General features: G+C 44.7%; 20 protein-coding genes and 1 riboswitch. Of the genes, 7 read left to right on the forward strand and 13 right to left on the reverse strand.

Features of this window, described 5'->3' with window-relative positions; translation table 11 throughout:
* Positions 1-12 precede the first annotated feature (12 nt).
* The 3 genes from ACQCV8_RS18140 to ACQCV8_RS18150 all read right to left on the reverse strand — a co-directional run bounded on the left by ACQCV8_RS18140 (position 13) and on the right by ACQCV8_RS18150 (position 3,241).
* Positions 13-1,041 carry a FecCD family ABC transporter permease gene (locus ACQCV8_RS18140; RefSeq protein WP_426846866.1) on the reverse strand — a complete coding sequence of 343 codons (1,029 nt, stop codon included), beginning with the start codon at positions 1,039-1,041 and terminating at the stop codon, positions 13-15.
* On the reverse strand, positions 1,004-1,975 hold the full coding sequence (locus tag ACQCV8_RS18145; RefSeq protein WP_426846867.1) for an ABC transporter substrate-binding protein: 972 nt from the start codon (positions 1,973-1,975) through the stop codon (positions 1,004-1,006). Before ACQCV8_RS18145 ends, ACQCV8_RS18140 begins: the two co-directional genes overlap by 38 nt.
* Positions 1,976-2,270: 295 nt before the next feature.
* Positions 2,271-2,456, reverse strand: a riboswitch (cobalamin riboswitch).
* Between the two features lie 167 nt (positions 2,457-2,623).
* Positions 2,624-3,241: an NUDIX hydrolase gene (locus ACQCV8_RS18150; protein WP_426846892.1), complete on the reverse strand. Its 618-nt coding sequence runs from the start codon at positions 3,239-3,241 to the stop codon at positions 2,624-2,626.
* Between the two features lie 227 nt (positions 3,242-3,468).
* On the opposite strand from ACQCV8_RS18150, the gene ACQCV8_RS18155 reads away from it, so the two are divergent.
* A complete protein-coding gene (locus ACQCV8_RS18155; RefSeq protein ID WP_426846868.1) occupies positions 3,469-3,600 on the forward strand; it encodes a protein YkpC in 132 nt (43 codons plus the stop codon).
* Between the two features lie 276 nt (positions 3,601-3,876).
* Here ACQCV8_RS18155 and ACQCV8_RS18160 read toward each other — a convergent pair whose 3' ends face one another.
* On the reverse strand, positions 3,877-4,356 hold the full coding sequence (locus ACQCV8_RS18160) for a hypothetical protein (RefSeq protein ID WP_426846869.1): 480 nt from the start codon (positions 4,354-4,356) through the stop codon (positions 3,877-3,879).
* 825 nt (positions 4,357-5,181) lie between these two features.
* Positions 5,182-5,772 carry a TetR/AcrR family transcriptional regulator gene (locus ACQCV8_RS18165; RefSeq protein ID WP_426846870.1) on the reverse strand — a complete coding sequence of 197 codons (591 nt, stop codon included), beginning with the start codon at positions 5,770-5,772 and terminating at the stop codon, positions 5,182-5,184.
* An 83-nt stretch (positions 5,773-5,855) separates the two neighbouring features.
* Here ACQCV8_RS18165 and ACQCV8_RS18170 point away from each other — a divergent pair, with 83 nt between their 5' ends.
* Positions 5,856-6,398 (forward strand): hypothetical protein, encoded by a 543-nt coding sequence (locus ACQCV8_RS18170; protein WP_426846871.1) that lies wholly within the window; start codon positions 5,856-5,858, stop codon positions 6,396-6,398.
* A 26-nt stretch (positions 6,399-6,424) separates the two neighbouring features.
* Here ACQCV8_RS18170 and ACQCV8_RS18175 read toward each other — a convergent pair whose 3' ends face one another.
* Positions 6,425-7,294 carry a GNAT family N-acetyltransferase gene (locus ACQCV8_RS18175; protein ID WP_426846872.1) on the reverse strand — a complete coding sequence of 290 codons (870 nt, stop codon included), beginning with the start codon at positions 7,292-7,294 and terminating at the stop codon, positions 6,425-6,427.
* A 112-nt stretch (positions 7,295-7,406) separates the two neighbouring features.
* On the opposite strand from ACQCV8_RS18175, the gene ACQCV8_RS18180 reads away from it, so the two are divergent.
* Positions 7,407-7,946 (forward strand): GNAT family N-acetyltransferase, encoded by a 540-nt coding sequence (locus ACQCV8_RS18180; protein WP_426846873.1) that lies wholly within the window; start codon positions 7,407-7,409, stop codon positions 7,944-7,946.
* A 462-nt stretch (positions 7,947-8,408) separates the two neighbouring features.
* Here ACQCV8_RS18180 and gntK read toward each other — a convergent pair whose 3' ends face one another.
* Positions 8,409-9,959: a gluconokinase gene (gene gntK, locus ACQCV8_RS18185; protein WP_426846893.1), complete on the reverse strand. Its 1,551-nt coding sequence runs from the start codon at positions 9,957-9,959 to the stop codon at positions 8,409-8,411.
* Between the two features lie 81 nt (positions 9,960-10,040).
* Complete coding sequence (locus ACQCV8_RS18190; RefSeq protein ID WP_426846874.1) at positions 10,041-11,213, reverse strand: acyl-CoA dehydrogenase family protein; 1,173 nt, start codon at positions 11,211-11,213, stop codon at positions 10,041-10,043.
* A 159-nt stretch (positions 11,214-11,372) separates the two neighbouring features.
* Here ACQCV8_RS18190 and ACQCV8_RS18195 point away from each other — a divergent pair, with 159 nt between their 5' ends.
* Entirely contained in the window at positions 11,373-12,605 is a 1,233-nt protein-coding gene (locus tag ACQCV8_RS18195; RefSeq protein ID WP_426846875.1) for an aminopeptidase, read from the forward strand.
* Positions 12,606-12,752: 147 nt separating this feature from the next.
* On the opposite strand, the gene ACQCV8_RS18200 is transcribed toward ACQCV8_RS18195, so the two are convergent.
* Entirely contained in the window at positions 12,753-13,505 is a 753-nt protein-coding gene (locus tag ACQCV8_RS18200; protein WP_426846876.1) for a PHP-associated domain-containing protein, read from the reverse strand.
* Positions 13,506-13,658: 153 nt separating this feature from the next.
* Here ACQCV8_RS18200 and ACQCV8_RS18205 point away from each other — a divergent pair, with 153 nt between their 5' ends.
* Positions 13,659-14,570: a CobW family GTP-binding protein gene (locus tag ACQCV8_RS18205; RefSeq protein WP_426846877.1), complete on the forward strand. Its 912-nt coding sequence runs from the start codon at positions 13,659-13,661 to the stop codon at positions 14,568-14,570.
* A 58-nt stretch (positions 14,571-14,628) separates the two neighbouring features.
* On the opposite strand, the gene ACQCV8_RS18210 is transcribed toward ACQCV8_RS18205, so the two are convergent.
* Positions 14,629-15,426, reverse strand: a complete 798-nt coding sequence (locus ACQCV8_RS18210; RefSeq protein WP_426846894.1) for an ABC transporter permease — start codon at positions 15,424-15,426, stop codon at positions 14,629-14,631.
* A 25-nt stretch (positions 15,427-15,451) separates the two neighbouring features.
* The gene (locus tag ACQCV8_RS18215; protein WP_426846878.1) at positions 15,452-16,654 is read right to left on the reverse strand and encodes a quaternary amine ABC transporter ATP-binding protein; all 1,203 of its coding nucleotides are present in this window, start codon (positions 16,652-16,654) and stop codon (positions 15,452-15,454) included.
* Positions 16,655-16,874: 220 nt separating this feature from the next.
* On the opposite strand from ACQCV8_RS18215, the gene ACQCV8_RS18220 reads away from it, so the two are divergent.
* Positions 16,875-17,747 (forward strand): glycine betaine ABC transporter substrate-binding protein, encoded by an 873-nt coding sequence (locus ACQCV8_RS18220; RefSeq protein WP_426846879.1) that lies wholly within the window; start codon positions 16,875-16,877, stop codon positions 17,745-17,747.
* A 69-nt stretch (positions 17,748-17,816) separates the two neighbouring features.
* Here the strand turns inward: ACQCV8_RS18220 and ACQCV8_RS18225 are convergent, their stop codons facing one another.
* A complete protein-coding gene (locus tag ACQCV8_RS18225) occupies positions 17,817-18,848 on the reverse strand; it encodes a zinc-binding alcohol dehydrogenase family protein (RefSeq protein ID WP_426846880.1) in 1,032 nt (343 codons plus the stop codon).
* Positions 18,849-18,955: 107 nt separating this feature from the next.
* On the opposite strand from ACQCV8_RS18225, the gene ACQCV8_RS18230 reads away from it, so the two are divergent.
* Positions 18,956-19,213: a DUF2651 family protein gene (locus tag ACQCV8_RS18230; protein ID WP_426846881.1), complete on the forward strand. Its 258-nt coding sequence runs from the start codon at positions 18,956-18,958 to the stop codon at positions 19,211-19,213.
* Between the two features lie 127 nt (positions 19,214-19,340).
* Here the strand turns inward: ACQCV8_RS18230 and ACQCV8_RS18235 are convergent, their stop codons facing one another.
* On the reverse strand, positions 19,341-20,963 hold the full coding sequence (locus ACQCV8_RS18235) for an ABC-F family ATP-binding cassette domain-containing protein (protein ID WP_426846882.1): 1,623 nt from the start codon (positions 20,961-20,963) through the stop codon (positions 19,341-19,343).
* Between the last annotated feature and the right edge of the window lie 53 nt (positions 20,964-21,016).

The raw sequence follows: 21,016 nt of genomic DNA on the forward strand, positions 1-21,016 counted from the left end.
CATACCTCCATCCTAGGACCTTCTCTTCTTAGCTGCTAAAATAACTGCAAAAACCGGTGCACCTGCAATAGCTGTAATCACTCCGATTGGAAGCTCAACCGGAGAAATAATGGTTCTTGCCAATAGGTCAGCAAGCATTAAAAAACCAGCCCCGTATATCATGGACAGCGGCAGCAAATGACGGTGATCGCTGCCGCAAAGCAGTCGTGCCATATGCGGGATGACCAGACCGACAAATCCAATCGTCCCGGAAACCGCGACCGCGGATCCGGTCAGCAGGGAGGCAGCAATGATGATCAGAAGCTGCTTTCTTTTTACATGAACTCCAATATGGCGGGCCCTGTCTTCTCCGAAGGCAAACGCATTGAGCTCTCTGCTGTTCATAAGCAAAATAAGTGCGCCTGCTGCAGTAAAGGGCAAAATCATCTGAACATACGGCCAGCCTCTCATTGAGACGCTGCCAAGAAGCCAATTCATAACCTGTCTCAATTCCTCTCCGCTTAAAGCGACAATGAGCGAAATGAATGAGCCTAAAAAAGAATTAAAAATAATACCGGCTAATATCATCGTCTCCATCGAAGTTCGCCTTTGAGCCAGATGCGCAAAGCCCAAAACTCCAAGCATGGTCAGGAATCCGGCGGTTATACTGATGACCGGAAGTGTAAAGCTGCCAAACATCTGGACCCCAAAGTAAATCACACTCACTGCCCCAAGGGAAGCTCCGGATGAAACTCCAAGAGTGTATGGGTCAGCTAAAGGGTTGCGTAAAATCCCCTGAAAAGCAGCTCCCGCGAGAGCGAGTGATGCGCCGACTAAGCCTGCCAGGAGGACACGCGGAAAGCGGATCGAAAGGAGGATGTTTCCATTAGCTTCAGAAGCTGCACGTCCTCCAAACAGGACGGAAAGAATTTCACTTGGGGAAATAGCCGCTGTTCCAATTGAAACAGCGGCTAAAAAAGCGGTTACTAAGAAGAGAACGGCCAAAGCATATTGAATGGTACGGTTATTTAGAAAATACGTCCGGATAGATTGCGTTTGCAAGTTCCTCTACTCCTTCAACTAAACGCGGCCCCGGCCTTGTTACTTTATCGGAGTGCACGTCAAAAACTGCTTTTTCCTTTACAGCGGTTACACTGTCCCAGCCTTCTCTCCCCGTTACCTGATCAATAGGATTCGGACTATAGTAGCCGTAAGTCGTCACAATCACATCAGGATTCAGCTTGACAATTGCCTCCTCTGACATTTTAGGCCACCCCGACTGATCGGCTGCTGCATTTTTTGCCCCAACCGTCTTGAGGATATCATTCATAAAGGTATCCTTTCCTGCTGTATAAATCTCAGGGGATGGGGAAACCTCCACGAACACGCTTTTCTTATCATCTTCAGGTATAGAAGAGGCTTTCTCTTTAATGCTAGCAATCTCCTCTTTCATTCCTGCTGCCATTTCTTTTGATTTTTCCAGTTCCCCGGCAGCTTTTCCGATCATCTCCATCGACTCATACACCTGCTCAAAGCTTTGCGCGTCATTTACCACTACAACATCTATACCGGCATCCCTCAGCTGTTTTAATCCCTCTGCTGAATTATGCGCGCCGGATTCGTGGGCAAGAACCAGGTCAGGCTCCAGGCCGATGATTTTTTCTACGTTAAAATCCATCCCGCCGACTTTTTCCTTTTTCATCGCTTCTTCAGGAAAGTTGTCATTTTCCGTTACGCCAACAACTTTATCTCCGAGATCCATGGAAAACAAAATCTCCGTATTGCTTGGGATAAGGGAAACGATTTTCTCTGGCTCTTTCTCGATCGTAACATCCGTATCCGATGCATCTGTAAGCTTTAGCGGAAATTCAGCTTCTTCCTTAACTGCAGCCTGCTTCTCCTCCTGTTTCTCAGGTGCAGCAGACTGGCTTCCGCACCCTGCGAGCACTCCCGCAGACAGAAGCACTGTTGATAAAATAGATAATAGCTTGTTCATTCAGGCAATCCCCCAAGTATTGATTGATATTGGTAAACAGGTATTGAAAAAGCTCGTATACGACCGCTGCTGTTTTGAGCTGCCGGTTAAAATAGTGTTTCGTCAAACCAGCTGTTATTGGCCGCTGCAGGGTTTCTCCGCCTTTGAGAATAAATCAGCAGCATTCATTCAACAAAGCTGAAAACAAAAAACACCTCCCTTGAAAAAGGAGATGACGGTACATGTTAGGCAGACTGTATAAGCCTTATGTATAGACTTTTTGGTCAACGTTAACACCATCCTATCCTCGTAGGTATGCGGTGACGAGGTGCAAGGCAGGTCTCCTGGCTCATGATCAATGCTCCCCGCTTCCCTTCCCATGCATAGCTGCACAGTGGATTAAGCAGGTCACTCCCATTTACAGTGGCGGGACCGCGCCGGAATTAAACCGGCTTCCCTTTTAAGCTGATAAACAATCAGCACCTACACCTTATCGATATGAAACTATGATACAGACAATATTATACACAACCTTCTGCTGCTTGTCAGTTGCTTTTCTTTTTTAAAGGGAAAAAGAAAAGCAGCAGAAGCTGCTTTTCACCACTGCTGGAAGTGTCCTCCATTGACCCCCGCACACACTCCCGTGTCCATCCGCAGAGTGCTGCAGCCTTAATCATAATAAACCTGCTTGTTGGAATCCCAGCAGTATTCAAATAAAATTTTCAGCTGACTTTCTGTAATCCGGCCCACAGATAAATCCGGAAGCTCATCCAGGCCAAAAAATCCTGCATCCAGAGTTTCATACCCAGTCTTAAGCTCTCCCTCTCTATGCTCGCACAGAAAGAATAGTTTATAAATGTGGTAGCCTCCCGGAGGATGCGGATGGCATTTTTTGTCCATGGCTGCAATAAGCCTGATTGGCTCGACGGTTAAGCCGGATTCCTCAAACGCTTCCTTGGCTGCATTTTCAGAAGGGCTCAATCCAATATCCGCCCAGCCTCCCGGGAGAGACCACAGGCCATCCAGCATCTCACGGACAAGCAAAACCTTATTTTCCTTAAAAATGACTGCCCTGACGTCAACCTTCGGCGTTTGATACCCTGTCTCGTTCGCAAACAATCCCTTCAATTTTTCCATCGGCACATCTGTATACTCACTTACCATTTCCTGACTCAGCTCTCTTAGTCTCTCAAAGCGTTCAATATCAAAAGGATCCTTTGAATAGGCGATACCAGCCTGGGACAAAGACTGAATTTCTTTGGCCCATGTCAGCCATTTTGGCTCCATCATACTCCTCCTCTTACAAAGCTCTTCTCATATTGTATACTATGAAGATTGTACATGCATAGACACGGCTCGATAACCGTTCGGAATGGCTTCATCTCATTCCGGAAACCATATCCAGGAACTTTTACCTATTTATGAAAAAACAGAGATTTACCCCTTTTCAAACAGCCTGTCCCGCCTTTATAGTGAGAAAGGATTTTTGTATAACGGGATGCGGAGGGATAAGAATGAAGGATATGAGCAGGCGAATCGTAATCAGCCTTGTATTAACAGGCATAATCCTTGGCGGGATGAGCGTCACGCTGGCAAATGTGCCTGAGGAGAAGCAAAAAGAGGAAAATCTAATTGTAAGGCCGTAGTTCAGCGTTTTAAATGCAGTTCTTTCCGTTCTTACATACTCTGAAAAAAAAGAGCAGTCGGCGCTTATGCGCACTGCTCCTTTTGTTCTTTCATTGGGCTATGAGCCGGCACCACCTTATTTCTTAAGGACCGGCATTCCCGGACTGAATCTATCACCCTTTGAAGGTTTTCTGAGATGAAATGCAGCCTGCAAAGCACCTGTGCTATATTTTCCTGACTTTAACTCTTTCTCTAAGTGAGATAATGTTTGGGATAACCTAAGGTTACTGTATAGGCTAATTCGAGATCACCAGGTTTGCCTTTTGCTTCGGTTCATCAACCATCTCATGGATCTGCTGGGCCTCAGATTTCCATTCAGCGTTTGCCTTTTCTTCCCGTTTTGATGCACCCTGATCCCGTCGCTCAACCCAAATAGCTGTATCGTATAAGTAATGAAGGGTGTTTTTGAGCAGAAAAGGACCGCTCGCTATGACAATATCCCATTCTAAATGACTTTTAGCCTGATTCACTAAGACACTGACCTTCTTCTCAGGCATGGATTGATCGTACCAGCTTCTGGCCGGATTAAGCGAATCAATATTTACTGCTTCTTCATGTATCTCTTCAAAATGGACAAGCAATCCCTGTTTTACAAGCTCTGCCTGAAGTTTCCTGGCCTCCGCTTCATAACCGGATCCATTCATGCCGCTAACTGCGATTATGACAGGCTTTTGATTAGGCAGGATTTGCATGACCCGTTCAACTATTGTCTCCATATTCAGGCCCCCGCTAAGTTCGTACATACTTAATGAATCAATTGTACCATTCACTTCAAGGAATGTCTTAATCCAGCTTTATAAGTTTTTTTCTTTTCATCAATTCGTTACATTTCTGATCAAGTCCGGCATATTCTGTATCGCCAGTCTGAAGGAAGCTTAATTTACCGAGAGCAGCTGACAGCTCTGTTTCAATGACGAGAAGTTCATCTCTTTTATCAGGCTTACCAGACTCCAGCTTTTTTCATCCCATTCTTTCATACTCATCCTGTATCATCGGATAGCCAGATCTTCTTCAATAAGACAGTCTGATAGTTAAAGCAGGAATCATGGGAAACTGTCAGAAGCGTTCCTCCAAAGGAAGAAAGGGTTTTTTCAAGCTGCTCCCTTGCTGGAAGATCCCCCGTTATCCATCTCCAACGTTCCAGCCAGGATCTGGGCAAAGAATTTTACCGGTTCCGTTATATCCAGCTAAACCGATTCGATCCCCTGGTGCGATTTCTAAATTCAGCCCGCATAGAATATGTGTATCCCACATTGTTTATTTTATTAAATCACGCCCTATTTCTTTTATGAATAAAAAAAACCTCTCAGGAACCTGAAGAGGAAATCGGGCCATATTCAAATAAGCCGGTGCATGACAATGCAAAATATGGCTGTGAATGAAAAAATGGCGCACGAATCCTATATTCTTTTGGTTCCTTTAATGAAGGCTTTGTTAATGAATGATGTTGATTTAATATTTGAAAGAAACGTCAGATAATAAGATTACTGCTTCATTGGCCCAATTTCATTCTTTATAACCCTTACTGTACTTGTCAACTTTCACCTGCATAATGAATGCAAATGCAAGCGGACCGTTTTGATCATCATCTCGGGAGTACAGTGAGCAGGCCTAATCACACCATGAATGGCCAGCCCATCGATTAGAGCAAAAAGCCGTTCCGTTTCAAGCTCTTCGTCCAAATCCTCCCGGGCTATTTTTAATTTTATTAACCCTTGTATAATTAAAGCGATTCCTGCCCGTGTCTGATCATAAACTTCATGGCTTACATCTGAAAGAGCTGCATCAGTAAAAGCTCGGGCTATAAAAGTAAACCATACCTCCGTTTCTGTTCTTGTTTCATCAGTAAGCGGGAGAATTTCCTCAAGGACCATTTCCATATCATCGAGCGGAACACCTGTAAACGGAGCATTCTGCACCCTTTTTCGAACCCGATCAGACACAGACTTCATCGAGAAAATAAACAGCTCTGACTGGGAAGAAAAATAATGCCTTAGTGAACCGGGGGAAACCCCGGCCTCTTCTGCTGCTTTGCGCACCGAAACCTGTTCCATTCCCTCTCTCGCAATGATCCTCCATACAGCTTCTGCAATTATTTCCTTTTGTTTATCGTGATCTACATATTTAGGCATGCTAATAGTTTATCACAATTTGCCTTTTTAATACAGTTGTGTTATATTTTTTTAACACAATCGTACTAAAAAGGAGAAGGTTTATGATTGGATGGCTTATCATAGCTTGTGAGATCGGTTTCTGGCTTTTTGTATTTGCAGGTCTTTCTGTAAGGTATTTGCTTGGAAAGAAAAAAACAGGAGCAATCCTGCTGTTTTTTACTCCGGTTATCGATTTACTATTAATTGCCGTTACAATAGCTGACCTTTATTCCGGTAAAGACGCAGAATTCACTCATTCCCTTGCTGCTATTTACATTGGATGCACAATTGCCTTCGGTCATAAAATGATACAGTGGGCAGACGTTCGATTTGCCAGCCGTTTTGCAGGCGGACCCGCTCCCGCGAAACCGGTTAAGGCCGGCAGAGAGCATGCTCAAAAAGAAAGGAATGGCTGGTACCGCCATTTTTTAGCATGGCTGATCGGCGGAGGTCTTCTTGCCGGAATGATTCTTTTAATTGGAGAAGGGGCCAGAACAGAAGAACTTTCCCGTGCACTTCTATATTGGTCTCTAATGCTAGCAGCTGATTTTCTATACAGCTTCAGCTACACCATCTGGCCCCGAAGTAAAAAGGAGGCAGCCTGATTTTTTTACAGTAAAAAACCAGCAGATCATCCTGCTGGTTTTTTAGGCCTCTCTTCAAAGCGGATTTTTGCTAGATCCTGAAAAGGCTGATATCCCACTTTTTCATAAATTTTATTGGCAATTGGATTTTCAGCATCCGTGAACAGACTGGCAGTCCGATAGCCATTTTTCAGCATGAGCTCTGTTAGCTCCGTCACACATTTTGTAGCATAGCCTTTATTCCTGAATACAGGCGGAGTGTATACATAATTGATGTTTACATTTGTTTTTGTCGGACGGGACCAATTTGCCATTGACACGATCGCCCCTTCTTCAAACCACCCATAAAGACTTTTTTTCCGGATAATCTCATCAGCTTTTTCGTCCGCTTCAAACATAGAAACATGTTCTCCAGCTTCCTCGCAGAAATCGAAAACCCATTGACTGATCATCGGGCGGTGCTCTGCCTCCAAAAGCAGCATCTTTCCAGTGCTTTTCTCAGCCCTTATCTCAAGCTGATCAAGTACAAACAGCCTCTGATTCATCGATATGTAAGCTGCCTTCCCAGTTAGTGCCGCAATCCTTTTGGCCACTGCTTCGGTTACGTATTTTTCTCCAAGCAGGCCCGGGACAGACCTGTATACCTGAGCGATTCGTTTGCCCGCAAGCATCAGGTCCTCCTCTTGTAAACTTTTCCTGGCAGCTACCAGAACTTGTTTTGGATGGATCTGAAGGAGAACCATCATGATCTCCCCATCTTTCCGGATAATGCTCATATGTATCGGCTGAAGACTGGACGCCTGTTTATCCAAAAGGATGCCGAGCGCCACATTGTTTTCTATTTCCCGCGTTTCCAAAAAGGATAAGGCGGCTTTCTTAAAAAAATCAATATCATAATAGGCTTGTATATCGATCATTATGGTCACCTCAATTCATTATTGATTCTATACGAATATTGGATTTCCTTCAAAACAAAAAGGAAATCAGGTAGAAAAAACGAATTTATTAACAGAGACAGGGGGATTCTATATGATTCGTTTAGTACCGTTTACTATGGGGGACGCAGATGAACTGATTCATTGGATTCCATCTGAAGATTTTTTGATGCAATGGGGCGGTCCGGAATTTGTTTTCCCTTTAACGAAAGGACAAATACAAAATTATTTAGGAAAGGAAAACCAGCTTGTGTTTACGGCAAAAAACATAGAATCCGGACTTACTGTAGGCCATATTTGCATTTCGAGAATAGACGCCGCTAATAAATCTTGCAGAATCAGCAAAGTGCTGGTCGGCAGTCCGGAGACCAGAGGAAAAGGCTATGGCCAGAAAATGATTAAGGGATGCTTGGATATTGCGTTTCGTGAATTAGAATTCCGCCGTATCACACTGGCAGTATTCGATTTTAATGAGCAGGCAATTAATTGCTACAGTAAAGCGGGCTTTCGAATAGAAGGACATACGATTAATGCGAGAAAAGTAAATCAATCCTTTTGGAGCCTTTATGAAATGGGGATTACTAGAGAGGGATGGGAGCTTGACCGGAAAGAAAAGGCTTCCTTCAATTCGTAAAATTAATTATCCAGCCTATCGACTAAACTGATCGCAAGCTTATATCCGGATCGATAGGAGCAAAGCTTGGATTATGAACAGGCAGTCGACTCTTTTACATCTTAAGCGAGAAAACCCCCGAATCTACTTCTCTATCAGTGTAAATCTCACCTAAAGCAGAAGCAAATTTATCTAAAAGTCTATCATTAGTTAAAATTTAATTTACGCTGATAGTATCTAATTTTCGTTGATTACTCTGCAATATTTGCGAAATTGGTGAAAAATGCATAAAAAAACAGAGCCGGAATATGAAGCTTCCGGCAAGTATAGTGCCCAGAGCTCTGGGCACTTTTTAACTATTCTAGGAGGCAAGAGGGAAACCACTGTTCACTATTGCTGTCCCCTCATTACTTATCTGTATAGGGCCAAAAGCTAAACATGTCTCCGCTCTTCAGTAACCCTCTCTGAACGGCCCTGCTTTAATTAATTCACGCTTTCAGGAAGCTCCTTCTTTCCATATTTCGTCTGGAACGCGGCAATTTCTTCAAATTCCGTTTCATACATTCTCGCTAATCGGATATAGATTGGAATGATTTCCTGGTAGATTGCAGAGGCTTCTTCATCAGGCGTCAGCTTGAGGTTAGAGCTGACAAAACGCTTTGCCTCCGTCAAAGAATCAATCTCTCCCAGTGCAAACATCCCAAGAATTGCGGCACCTAGGCAGGAGCTTTCATAACTTTCCGGGATCAGAATTTCCTGATCCAGCACGTCCGCCAGCATCTGGCGCCAAAACTCCGATTGAGCGAAGCCTCCTGTAGCATGAATTTTCTCTGGAATCCCAATGAGTTCTTTCAGGGCAAGCAAAACAGTATATAGATTGTAGTTGATGCCTTCGAGCACCGCTCTGATCATATGGTCTTTTTTATGATGCAGGCCCAATCCGAAAAAAGCGCCTCTTGCATGGGCATTCCAAATTGGCGCCCGCTCGCCTGCAAGGTACGGATGGAAAATGAGTCCTTCAGACCCCGGCCTGATATCAGCTGCGATGCTGGTTAAATAAGTGAAGGGATCCTGCCCCGATTCTTCTGCTGCTTTTACCTCGGACTGGCAGATTTCATCCTTCAGCCATTGAAAGATCATCCCTCCATTGTTAACCGGGCCTCCAATTACCCAGTGATCCTCAGTGAGAGCATAGCAAAAAATTCTTCCTTTCGGATCGGTTACAGGTCTGTCTGTAACCGCTCTAATCGCCCCGCTTGTCCCGATTGTAAGAGCAGCTACTCCCTTGTCGATGGCATTTACGCCAAGGTTGGACAGGACGCCGTCGCTTGCACCTGCGATAAACGGCACTGTCTCCTGAATACCCAGCTCGGAAGCAAATTCATGTTTAATCCCTTTCAATGTATAGGTTGTAGAAACAATTTTAGAAAGCTGGTCCGCGTTAATACCGGCAATTTCTAGCGCTTCAGCGTCCCAATCAAGTGTTGTTAAGTTAAATAAGCCCGTTGCGGATGCGATGGAATGATCAATTATGTATTCACCGAAAAAGCGGTAAAAAACGTATTCTTTTATGGATATGAATTTATCTGTCCGGCTGAATATCTCACTGTACTCCTCCCGCAGCCAAATGATTTTGGACAGCGGAGACATAGGGTGAATGGGGGTCCCGGTCCGCAAATAAATTTCATGCCCCCTCCAATCATTTTTAAGCTTCTTCGTCCACGCTTCGCTTCGCTGGTCAGCCCAAGTAATGCTTCTGGTCAGTGCTTTTCCGTTTTTGTCCATGGCAATAAGGCTGTGCATGGCGGAACTAAAGCTTAAAAAGGATACTTCTTCGGGCTGGGCGCCCGCTTCTTTTATTGCTTCGCTGATCGCGTTCTTAACAGCCGTAAATATCTCTTCAGGGTCTTGTTCTGCTTCCCCGGGAGTATTGGTATACAGCGGATAGCCAGCGTTGTGCTTGGAAATCACGGTTCCATCCCTGTCGAAAAGCACGGCTTTTGTGCTGGTCGTGCCAATATCTACACCTATCATATAATTTGCCATCTGCAAAACCTCCACTAAACTCTGTTACTGTCCATCCTAACGTTACACTAATCTCTCTGATGCTGAAACCTATTCTTGTTCGGAAAAAGCACGATCCGCCATCAGTTTAATGGTAATATCATCAGAAGGCGGGTTGTGAAGACCGGCTCGTACATCACGGTAGAAACGCTCTAGCGGTTTACTGCGGAACAGACTTTGGCCCCCTTCAATTCTCATCGCAAGGTCTACTACTTCAATCGCCGCATTGGTTGCTACGTACTTCGCTGCAGCAAGCTCTGTTTCGAGCTCTGAACGCTTTTCAGGGTTGGCGGCATCCCATTTTTCTGCTGCAGCATACATCAGCTGTCTTGCTGCCAGAAGTTTTATATCCATCTGTGCGACTTTTCTTCTTACTTCCGGGACTTCCATGATGGGATGGGGCAAGCTGTTCGGATGGTAATGTCTTGCAAAGCTGACCGCTTCGTTTCTGGCAGCGATCGCTATTCCTAAATAACAGGCCGGAATGTGGAGCAGCCACCCCTGTGCCATAGGCTTTCCTTGTTTGCTGCGGCTGCCTATCAAGGCAGACTCCTCCAGCACAACATTTTCGAGGATTAAATCATCACTTCTTGTTCCGCGCATGCCCATCGTATCCCACGTTTCTTCAATATTGACTCCTTCAGCATTTCTCGGTACAAGGAATTCACATACATCCCCCGTTTCCTCAACCGTTGCTGTAATAATGAAATAATCAAGAATAGGTGCCAAGGACGCAAAAATCTTTTTGCCGCTGATCCTCCATTTATCTCCATCTTTAGCAGCGGATGTTTCAGGCTTGCCGCCGCGCGCAGGACTGCCGGTTTTCGCTTCGCTCGCCGCACTGTTTAGAAGCTTTCCGTGCTCGACAACCTCCTTTGCTACCCGGGTAAATAATTCAGGCTTCCATTTCCCCGTTTCCCGCAAGCTTAAAAACAGACCAAGATGCCACCCGAGCGAAAGGGCTGTGGCCGGGTCCCCTTCTGCAAGCTTTTCCTGCAAAAGGAGAAATGTATAGAGGGAGATCCCTTTGCCTCCATGCGTTTCAGGGATCGTTAAAGATAGAAACCCTTCTTCCCTGAGCTCTTTAAAATTTTCAAAAGGGAAAGAGGCATCCCGGTCATGATCTTCAGCCCGGACAAAGAAGGTTTCAGAAAGATGTTTGGCTTTTTTAAACAGTTCTTCTTCACTCTCAGTCCTGATAAACTGATTTTCCAGAAATCTCATTGTGTGTCACCTCATGCTTTCATTCTTCTTATATTGTACCGCTTTACAGCTTCGTTCTAAAAGCAATCTGATTGCTTGGTCTGCTCTGAGGGATTTCGTTTGAAGATTCATATAAGTCTGCTAAAATAATGAAGAATCCAAAAAAAGGGGGCATATACGATGTCTAACTTTCAGCAGAATCTCGAGAAATATGCAGAACTTGCAGTAAAAGTGGGAGTCAACATTCAAAAAGGGCAAACCCTGGCAATCTATGCAGCCATCGATACAGCTGAATTCACAAGGAAAATCGTTAAGAAAGCATACGAAGCAGGAGCAAAAAACGTAACGGTTGACTGGATGGATGACGTTGTGAGCCGCCTTAAATATGAGATGGCTCCAGATGAAGCATTTCATGAATACCCGATGCACCGGGCAAGGGAGAGAGAGGAACTTGCGGAAAACAATGCAGCCTTCATGAGCATTGTTTCGGCTAATCCGGATTTGCTGAAGGGAGTAGAATCCAAAAGAATCGCTGCAGCAAGCAAGGCCGCCGGAAAAGCTCTTGACCGCTACCGCCAGTATGTTCAATCCGACAAAATGAGCTGGACAGTGATTGCTGCACCGTCCAGAGACTGGGCTTTAAAGGTTTTCCCCGAAGTCAGTGAAACAGAAGCCGTCGAAAAACTTTGGGATGCCATTTTTAAATCAGTCCGCATCTATGAAGAAGACCCTGTTCAGGCATGGAAAGATCATAACGCTTCCTTACATAAAAAAGTCGATTATTTAAACAATAAGAAGTACAAAGCCTTGCATTATAAAGCAAAAGGCACCGATCTCACCATTGAACTTCATGAAAAGCACCAGTGGGTCGGAGCAGGAAGCGTAAACGAACACGGCTCAGAGTTCATGGCTAATATGCCTACAGAAGAGGTTTTTACCGTTCCTGAAAAAAACGGTGTGAATGGAGTCGTATCAAGCACGAAGCCTCTAAGTTACGGCGGAAATCTTATTGATGAATTCCAGCTTACCTTTGAAGAAGGAAAAATTATTAAAGCCGAGGCGAAGGCAGGAGAAGAAATTCTCAAGACGCTCATCGATACAGATGAAGGTTCGCAGTATCTCGGTGAAGTTGCGCTTGTTCCTTACGATTCCCCAATTTCCAAATCAGGAGTACTATTCTACAATACCCTCTTTGATGAAAATGCATCCAACCACTTAGCGATCGGAAGCGGATATGCATTCAATATCGAAGGCGGAAAGAAAATGGACCGTGATGAACTCGCCAGGCACGGAGTTAACAGCAGTATTGCCCACGTTGATTTTATGATTGGATCTCAGGAGATGGATATCGACGGCATCTTGACAGACGGGACCCGTGAACCTATTTTCAGAAACGGGGACTGGGCATTTTAACGAATAGGCTCACAGCATAGTACGGCAAAAGCCTAGCCCAAACAACAGCTTCAAAAGAGATTGGCGGATGCCAGTCTCTTTTTTTGCCTCCTATCTATCTTCTGTCACTATGTATGAAGCACAGGCGAGAGCCCTGGGTTAAGACTCTCATCCTTGTTTGCTGGCTTTGTACTTCCTTTTAAAAATTTTCGCTGCCTGAATCTTAACGGGAAGGAAGGGAGATTCCCGCATCTCAAATTCCTGTTTCGCTATCTTTTCTTTTAGCTGTTTCACCGTATGAACAGGTTCATAAAAATCGTTATATACGGCACCGATCTGACTATAATGATGCGTGTCGCTCCCTCCTGTAACGGCCGTATGAAATTCAGATGCCATGTCCTTCAGCCGGTACCGCAATCCCCGACCCTGCTTTACGGCATCCTTTGCATTCCATTCGAGGGCATCCAGCCTTGCAAGCTGTTCCTTTGACAGAGCAGCAAGCGGATTTTTTTCGCGAAACGGATGGGCTCCGATTTTCAGCATCTGCTCCATTCCATGAAATGACATCAGGTGATCAAATGTAATAAAATTCTCCCGGCTCTTAAACCTTTCAAGCCGCTTTGTCATGCGGATCATATCTGACCTTGATCCTATAATCAGGATATGCCCTCCCTCCGCTATGTCGACTTCCATCCCTGGAAAGACTCTTATCCCGGCTACTTCATAATACGTACTCTGGTAAGGATAATGCCTGTCAAGTGTTTGGTAAATCTGTACATAATCCTGTGCATTAAAATGCTCAGTCAGGGCAATGCCCTCTATTCCATTCCATTTTGCCTCCTCTGCAAGCCGAATAAATTCTCTAAGGGTGAACGGCACTTTTTTCCCTAGTTTAGCATGAACGTGCAAGTCAATTTTCACGTAAATTCCTCTTTCATATAATCATTCTACTCTACTATAATCGATCTCGGTGCGTTTGGGACCGGCTGTTGAAACAGGAGTTTCGCCTTTTTGTTGACTGAATGAGGCATCTTTGAGTAATATGGGAAAAAACAGTCAGGAATGGAGATCATCATGAGCCAAACGGAGGTATACATACTCGGAGGGTTTTTAGGTGCAGGCAAAACAACCCTTCTTAAAAATCTTTTGAAAGAAGAAAAAGAAACAGGCAGAAAGATCGCAGTGGTTATGAATGAGCTTGGAAAAGAGTCGATAGACAGTGATGCAGTGCCGGATGACATTCCATTAAAAGAACTTTTAAACGGATGTGTATGCTGTACGATGCAGGGGCAGTTTGAAACCCAGCTCCATCTGCTGCTTGAAGATCATGGGCCAGACGTCATCTATATTGAAACAACAGGCGCTGCCCACCCTGTAGAAGTCCTCGATTCCTGTCTATCCCCGCTTTTTGCAGACAGGCTGCAGATGAAAGGAATCATTTCAATTGTGGATGGCTCCAGATGGGATGCACAGGACCACTTGAGTATTCCTGTGAGGAGACTCCTGATTGAGCAGGTTAAGCATGCCGATCTTGTCCTGCTGAACAAAACGGACCTTCTTAGCGAAGCAGAGCAAGCAGAAATAGTCCGGCAGCTTCAAGCCATTCAAGTCAGAGGAAGTCTGATTATGACCTCCCATGCAAAGGTGAATCTGGCTGATATCAGAAAGATGACAGGATCCCGTAAAGGGGAAATCGAAAAATCAGATATTGGCAAACTCCACATGAAAACCTATGTCCACTCCTTCGCTGGTTCAGTCGATCTGGAAGGGTTTGAACAATTTTTACGCGAGATGCCCGAAACCATTTACCGTATTAAAGGCTATGTATCCTTTTCGGAATCCGAGGGAACATTTTCAGTTCAATACTCGTACGGGATGCCACTATACATGAAGGAACCGCTCAAAATGAAGCCGCTGCTTGTGTTCATTGGAGAAAATCTTAATCACAGCTGGATCAGCGAAAAAATGGAAGAAATCACGAGGTGATTTTCCAATTCATTAAAAAGCCGTACTGTCTGCTTTGACAGTACGGCTTTTTCTTTTTTTATCCTTTTTTGCCTGGTTTCAGGTTTTGGGTGATGCGGTCTAGTATGATGGCAAGAATAACGATGGCAAGACCCGATTCAAATCCAAGCCCTACTTCAATTCTCTGAACAGCCCGGTAAACTTCAACTCCAAGTCCCGGCGCCCCTACGAGTGATGCGATGACAACCATGGAAAGTGCCAGCATGATGCTCTGGTTGATCCCAGCCATGATTGTTCCCATAGCAAGCGGGAGCTGAACCTTAAATAGCTTTTGAGAGGTCGTCGAACCGAATGCATTAGCTGCCTCCACTAAATCCTCCGGAACCTGTCTAATGCCCAAGTTGGTCAGCCGGATGGTCGGAGGCATTGCGAAGATGACTGATGCGATAATCCCCGGAACTACTCCAATTCCAAAGAAAAGAATGGATGGAATCAAATAAACAAATGCCGGCATCGTCTGCATAAAATCCAATACCGGGGAAATGATTCCAGAAGCACGGTCGCTCTGGGATGACCAGATACCGAGCGGGATCCCCAGGATAATGGAAATGATAACAGCGGTAAGCACCAATGCAAGCGTGTCAATTGTCTGTTCCCAGTAGCCAAGGTTAATAATAAGCAGAAGCCCAATCAGTGTAAAAAGGGTCAGGCCCCATTTTCGGCTTACCCAGTAGGCAAGGCCCGCAACAATTGCTGCAAACAGGACAGCTGGGATCAGCATCATCAAATTGACTAGAATATCATTGAAGCCCTCAATAATATCTCCTGCCATATTGAAGAATCCCAAAAGCTGATCATTTAAAAACTCCACGAACATGTCGACATACTTGCCTATTGGGAGCTTAGGAATGTTCAATGGTATTCACCTCTCTCCCGGCCAGCGCCTGAATCACCCGTTCACGTTTTACAACGCCTCGAATCCGGTTGTCCTCATCCAGAACCGGAAGCGGGTATCTTGTATCGGCCATCTTTTCGTACATTTCTTCAATCAGGGTGTCAATTCTTACAACCGGCACATCGGTTTTTAGAAATGCTGAAATCGGCTGATCGCGTTTTACGGCCTCAGAAACATCATCAGCTGTTACCAGACCCATGTATGATTTTTTGCGGTCAACGGCATAGATGCTGGACATTCCGGCATCGCGCATGATTTTAAGCGCCACGCGCGGTCCCCTGTCAACCTGAATGGTTTCAGCACGAGACATGACCGATTCAGCTGTCAGCACTTTGGCAAGATTAACGTCTTCAACAAAGCGTTCGACATAATCATTAGCCGGATTCGTCATGATGTCTTCCGGTGTACCGATCTGGACAATCTCCCCATCCTTCATAAGAGCGATCCGGTCACCGATCCGCAGAGCCTCGTCCAGGTCATGTGTAATAAATATAATCGTTTTCTTCATCTTTTCCTGCAGTTCAATCAGTTCATCCTGCATGTCTTTGCGGATCAGCGGATCGAGAGCACTGAAAGCTTCATCCATGAGAAGAATGTCAGGATCATTGGCAAGTGCTCTTGCAAGTCCCACCCGCTGCTGCATTCCACCGCTCAATTCGCCTGGATAGCTTTTCTCATATCCCTTTAACCCCACAAGCTCAAGAGAATGCTGTGCTTTTGCTTCCCGTTCCTGCTTTTGAACACCTTGAACTTCAAGTCCGTAGGCCGCATTCTCAAGAACATTCCGGTGCGGAAATAAAGCAAACTTTTGAAACACCATGCTCATTTTCTTCCTTCTAACCTCTCTCAGTTCCTCGCCCTTCATCTTCACAAGATCTTTCCCATCAATCATCAGAGAGCCTGCCGTCGGATCGATCAGCCGGTTAAACATACGAACGAGCGTAGATTTACCGCTTCCTGAAAGCCCCATGATGACAAAAATTTCTCCGCTATGTACTTCAAAACTTGCTTCCTTAACCCCTACAGTCAATCCTGCTTCTTTAAGTATTTCTGTTTTTGACTTGCCTTTTTTAAGGAGTTCAATACCCTTTTGAGGATTTTTACCGAAGATTTTACTGACGTTCTCGGCTTTGATTTTTACATTTTCCATAGGTCCACCTCTTTCTATTGCTATTGTTTGTGTGAAGGACTGTTAAGATTCATGCTTTCAGGAAAAAATAGAGATATGGTCATGAGGGGGATAGTACATACATACCCCATGTATCAGTATGTAAACCTATTCACATAATTTTTTCATTGAATAGTGTTTTATCCTTGACTGATTAGGGAAAACAAATACAGCGATTGAAGAAAGAGAGGAGACATACATATTGAAAAAGATGAAGCTTGCGGTTATTTTATCTCTGCTATTTACCCTCGTACTTGCCTCCTGCAGCAGCCCGCTTGGAGACAGCAAAAAGAAAATCAAAATTGGAATGATCAACTGGATTGATAACATTTCTACTGCCTATCTATGGAAGGTTCTTTTAGAAGAAAAAGGCTATAATGTTGAAATGATGGAGCTTGATAAAGCAGCGAACTGGACCGGTGTGGCCCGGGGAGACATTGATATTCAGGGAAATGTCTGGCTGCCAATCACGGATAAGCCTTTTTATGACAAATATAAAGAGGACGTAGAACTTCATGACGAATGGTATAAAGGAACCCAGCTCGGGATAGCTGTACCATCGTATTTGAAAGATGTGAATTCATTGGAGGATTTGAATACGGTCAAGGATAAGTTCGGAGGGAAAGTGTACGGAATTGACCCCGGCTCAAGCTTAATGCAGCTTACAGGTAAAATGAAAACGGATTACAGCCTGGATTATACAATTGTGGAATCATCAGAGGCCGCGATGCTTGTTGAGCTGAAAAAAGCCTATGACAATCAGAAGCCGATCGCTGTCACACTGTGGAGTCCCCACTGGATCTTCTCCGATATGGACCTCAAGTATTTAAAAGACCCTAAAGAATCATACGGGAAACCTGATAATATCCAGTACATGACAAGAAAAGGGTTCAGCAAGGAACACCCGGAAATTATTGAGTGGATGAACAATTGGGAGCTTAACGACGATCAAATGTCCGAACTCATTAAATATGTGAATGCAGCAGCTCAGTCAGAGGATGGATACTACCCTGAGCGTGGCGCAAAAAAATGGATTGAAGACAACCGTGATCTGACTGACAGCTGGTTTGAATAAAAATAACCCTCTCCTGAGGGTTATTTTTTATGCCTTTTATTCATAGCCAAGCACGGACCCAGTCTGCAGCTAAAATCCTGATACCACTACTTTGCCGATGGTTTTGCCGGATTCTGCTTTCTCATGGGCTTTTCTTATGCTCTCTGCACTGAAGGGTTTGATCGTCTCTGTTAACGTTGGCTTCAGCTTTCTGCTGGCAAATAACTCACCTATCTCAGTAAGGATTTTATGCTGGCTCTCCATATCAACTGTTTCAAACAACGACTTGGTGAACATAAACTCCATCACAAACGTAATGCTCTTCTGCTGCAAAAGACTGATATCCAAAGGGGTTTTCGTCTCTACGATCGAGCAGATCCTCCCCTGTGGAGCAATGGCCTCCATCATCGGTTCCCAATGCTGGTCCGTGCTGTTCAGGCAAAAAATATAATCTGGCTGGGCATACCCTTTCGCTTCCAGCTGAGCTTTTAATGGCTCATAGTGGCTAATGGTTTCGTCGGCACCATGTTCCTTCGCCCACTCTTGCGTTTCTCTTCTGGAGGCTGTTCCAATAACGGTCAGCCCTGCCCACTTGGCAAGCTGAAGGGCAATTGATCCAACTCCGCCGGCCGCGCCGATAATCAAAATGGATTTTCCCTCGTTTTGTTCCTGGTCCCGGCTGATGCCAAGCCTCTCAAATAGCCCTTCCCACGCCGTCAGACTCGTTAGCGGCATGGCTGCTGCTTCTTCAAATGTCAGGATATCCGGCTTTGCAGCTGCAATTCTTTCATCCACTAGATGATATTCACTGTTTGTACCCGGGCGGGAAATAGAGCCAGCATAATAGACCGAATCTCCAGGCTGGAACATTGTCACACCTGATCCGGTTTTCTCTACAACTCCGGAAGCATCCCATCCTAAAACTTTCAGCTCCTTCTCTTCCCCATCTTTTGGAGCGCGGACTTTCGTATCGACCGGATTAACAGAAACGGCTTTAATTTTCACCAGAATATCCCGTTCGCCAGGTTCGGGCCTGTTAACTTCTTCCTCCACTATGCTTTCGGGATGGCTGATCGGCAAATATTGATGTAAGCCTGCAGCCTTCATTTTAGCAGTCATCATCCATCATCCTTTCTCACTACTTTATCTTCCCTAGTATTTGGGGATAAAAACTTTCAGGCACTCCCTTTTTCCTTTATAATCAAGGAGGCTGGAAAGGAGCGGTTTCGTTGGAATTTGCACTGGTTTTATTCATCATCCCATTTGCAGTCATGATTTTATCCCTTGCCGGCTCATGGCTGATCCGCAAAATTTGGGTTATGCCTGTTTTGATGCTGCTGATCCTCATCTTCCTGACAATGACAATCTTTAACGACACATTCACAATCTGGGTATCCATCTATACAGTCCTTTCTATTCTCGTATCCTACTTTGGGAAAACAGGCAGGGATTTGTACGAAAAAAACAAAAAGGAAAAAGAGCTTTAGCAGCTCGGAAGGAACACATCAGAAAATAATGGATCAGGCCGTTTTCAAACTTAAAGGAAGCAATGTAAAAACTCTTGGAAATGATCCAAGAGTTTTTATATGTTATCTGAAATTTAGATGGATATCGTTAAGAGGCATACATTTCCTGCAGCTGCTTCTGAACATCACTGTCTTCCAAAAATTCATCATAGGACATTTGTTTATCCACAAAGCCATTAGGGGTCAGTTCAATAATCCGGTTGGCTATCGTCTGAACAAACTGATGGTCATGAGAAGCGAACAGCATAGATCCTTTAAAGTTTATCATCCCGTTATTTAATGCTGTGATGGATTCCAGATCCAAGTGGTTCGTTGGTTCATCCATAATCAGCACGTTCGCTCCGCTCAGCATCATTTTGGAGAGCATGCAGCGCACCTTCTCTCCTCCGGAAAGAACGCTTGATTTTTTCAGCACTTCTTCCCCGGAGAAAAGCATTCTTCCCAGGAATCCGCGAAGGAAGCTTTCGCTTTGGTCGTTCGGAGAATACTGTCTTAGCCAGTCGACAAGGTTTTGATCGTTGCTGTCAAAATATTCGTTATTGTCTTTAGGGAAATACGACTGTGAGGTTGTAACGCCCCATTTGAATGTCCCGCTGTCAGCTTCCATTTCTCCAGTCAGTATTTTGAACAAGGTGGTTTTAGCCACCTCATCACCGCCTGTAAACGCAATCTTGTCACCCTTATTCATAATAAAGCTCACGTTATCAAGAACTTTAACGCCATCAATCGTTTTAGAAATTTCCTCTACACGCAGGAGGTCATTCCCGATTTCCCGTTCAGGGGTGAAATGGACATAAGGATACTTTCTTGAAGACGGACGAATATCATCCAGTGATATTTTATCAAGAAGCTTTTTACGGGAAGTCGCCTGTTTGGATTTGGATGCATTGGCGCTGAACCTTGCAATGAATGCCTGAAGTTCCTTGATTTTCTCTTCTTTTTTCTTATTAGCGTCCGAAGCCATGCGCTGGGCCAGCTGGCTGGACTCATACCAGAAGTCATAGTTCCCGACGTAAACCTGAATTTTCCCAAAATCAAGATCGGCAATATGGGTACAGACTTTATTAAGGAAGTGACGGTCATGGGATACAACAATGACTGTATTTTCAAAGTTAATTAAAAATTCCTCCAGCCAGCCGATCGCCTTTAAATCCAAGTGGTTCGTAGGCTCATCCAGTAAAAGCACATCCGGCTTTCCGAACAAAGCCTGTGCAAGCAGCACCTTTACCTTGTCTCCGCCTGTGAGCTCTGCCATTGTTTTCGTGTGAAGCTCCTCAGGAATCCCAAGACCTTTAAGAAGAATAGCCGCTTCACTTTCTGCTTCCCAGCCGTTCAGCTCGGCAAATTCTCCTTCAAGCTCGGCCGCTTTCATCCCATCCTCATCTGAAAAATCAGCTTTCATATAAATGGCGTCTTTTTCCTGCATCACTTCATAAAGGCGTTCATGACCCATAATGACAACTTTCATTACTTCATGTTCTTCATATTCAAAATGGTTTTGCTTCAATACAGCAAGACGCTCACCGGGTCCCATATGAACGTCACCGCTCTGAGCTTCGACTTCTCCTGAAAGAATTTTAAGGAACGTTGATTTTCCTGCTCCATTTGCCCCAATCAGTCCGTAGCAGTTACCGGGAGTGAATTTTATATTAACATCTTCAAAAAGCTTGCGGTCGCCGTAGCGCAAGCCGACATTGTTTACTGTAATCATAGTTTAAGTCCTCCAATTAATAATCATCCTCTTCATTATAGCATGAATAGCCA

Origin of the sequence: Metabacillus sp. 84 (genome assembly GCF_050107715.1) — a bacterium.
GTDB lineage: Bacteria > Bacillota > Bacilli > Bacillales > Bacillaceae > Metabacillus_B.

Bases quoted from the DNA above. Each gene is read 5' to 3' on its own strand.
- ACQCV8_RS18150 (WP_426846892.1), bottom strand. From the start codon at position 3,241: ATGGAGCCAAAATGGCTGACATGGGCCAAAGAAATTCAGTCTTTGTCC.
- ACQCV8_RS18210 (WP_426846894.1), bottom strand. From the start codon at position 15,426: ATGTTCGTGGAGTTTTTAAATGATCAGCTTTTGGGATTCTTCAATATG.
- ACQCV8_RS18160 (WP_426846869.1), bottom strand. From the start codon at position 4,356: ATGGAGACAATAGTTGAACGGGTCATGCAAATCCTGCCTAATCAAAAG.
- ACQCV8_RS18215 (WP_426846878.1), bottom strand. From the start codon at position 16,654: ATGGAAAATGTAAAAATCAAAGCCGAGAACGTCAGTAAAATCTTCGGT.
- ACQCV8_RS18190 (WP_426846874.1), bottom strand. From the start codon at position 11,213: ATGAGATTTCTGGAAAATCAGTTTATCAGGACTGAGAGTGAAGAAGAA.
- ACQCV8_RS18145 (WP_426846867.1), bottom strand. From the start codon at position 1,975: ATGAACAAGCTATTATCTATTTTATCAACAGTGCTTCTGTCTGCGGGA.
- ACQCV8_RS18165 (WP_426846870.1), bottom strand. From the start codon at position 5,772: ATGCCTAAATATGTAGATCACGATAAACAAAAGGAAATAATTGCAGAA.
- ACQCV8_RS18195 (WP_426846875.1), top strand. From the start codon at position 11,373: ATGTCTAACTTTCAGCAGAATCTCGAGAAATATGCAGAACTTGCAGTA.
- ACQCV8_RS18225 (WP_426846880.1), bottom strand. From the start codon at position 18,848: ATGATGACTGCTAAAATGAAGGCTGCAGGCTTACATCAATATTTGCCG.
- ACQCV8_RS18175 (WP_426846872.1), bottom strand. From the start codon at position 7,294: ATGATCGATATACAAGCCTATTATGATATTGATTTTTTTAAGAAAGCC.
- ACQCV8_RS18205 (WP_426846877.1), top strand. From the start codon at position 13,659: ATGAGCCAAACGGAGGTATACATACTCGGAGGGTTTTTAGGTGCAGGC.
- ACQCV8_RS18155 (WP_426846868.1), top strand. From the start codon at position 3,469: ATGAAGGATATGAGCAGGCGAATCGTAATCAGCCTTGTATTAACAGGC.
- ACQCV8_RS18180 (WP_426846873.1), top strand. From the start codon at position 7,407: ATGATTCGTTTAGTACCGTTTACTATGGGGGACGCAGATGAACTGATT.
- gntK (WP_426846893.1), bottom strand. From the start codon at position 9,959: ATGATAGGTGTAGATATTGGCACGACCAGCACAAAAGCCGTGCTTTTC.
- ACQCV8_RS18170 (WP_426846871.1), top strand. From the start codon at position 5,856: ATGATTGGATGGCTTATCATAGCTTGTGAGATCGGTTTCTGGCTTTTT.
- ACQCV8_RS18235 (WP_426846882.1), bottom strand. From the start codon at position 20,963: ATGATTACAGTAAACAATGTCGGCTTGCGCTACGGCGACCGCAAGCTT.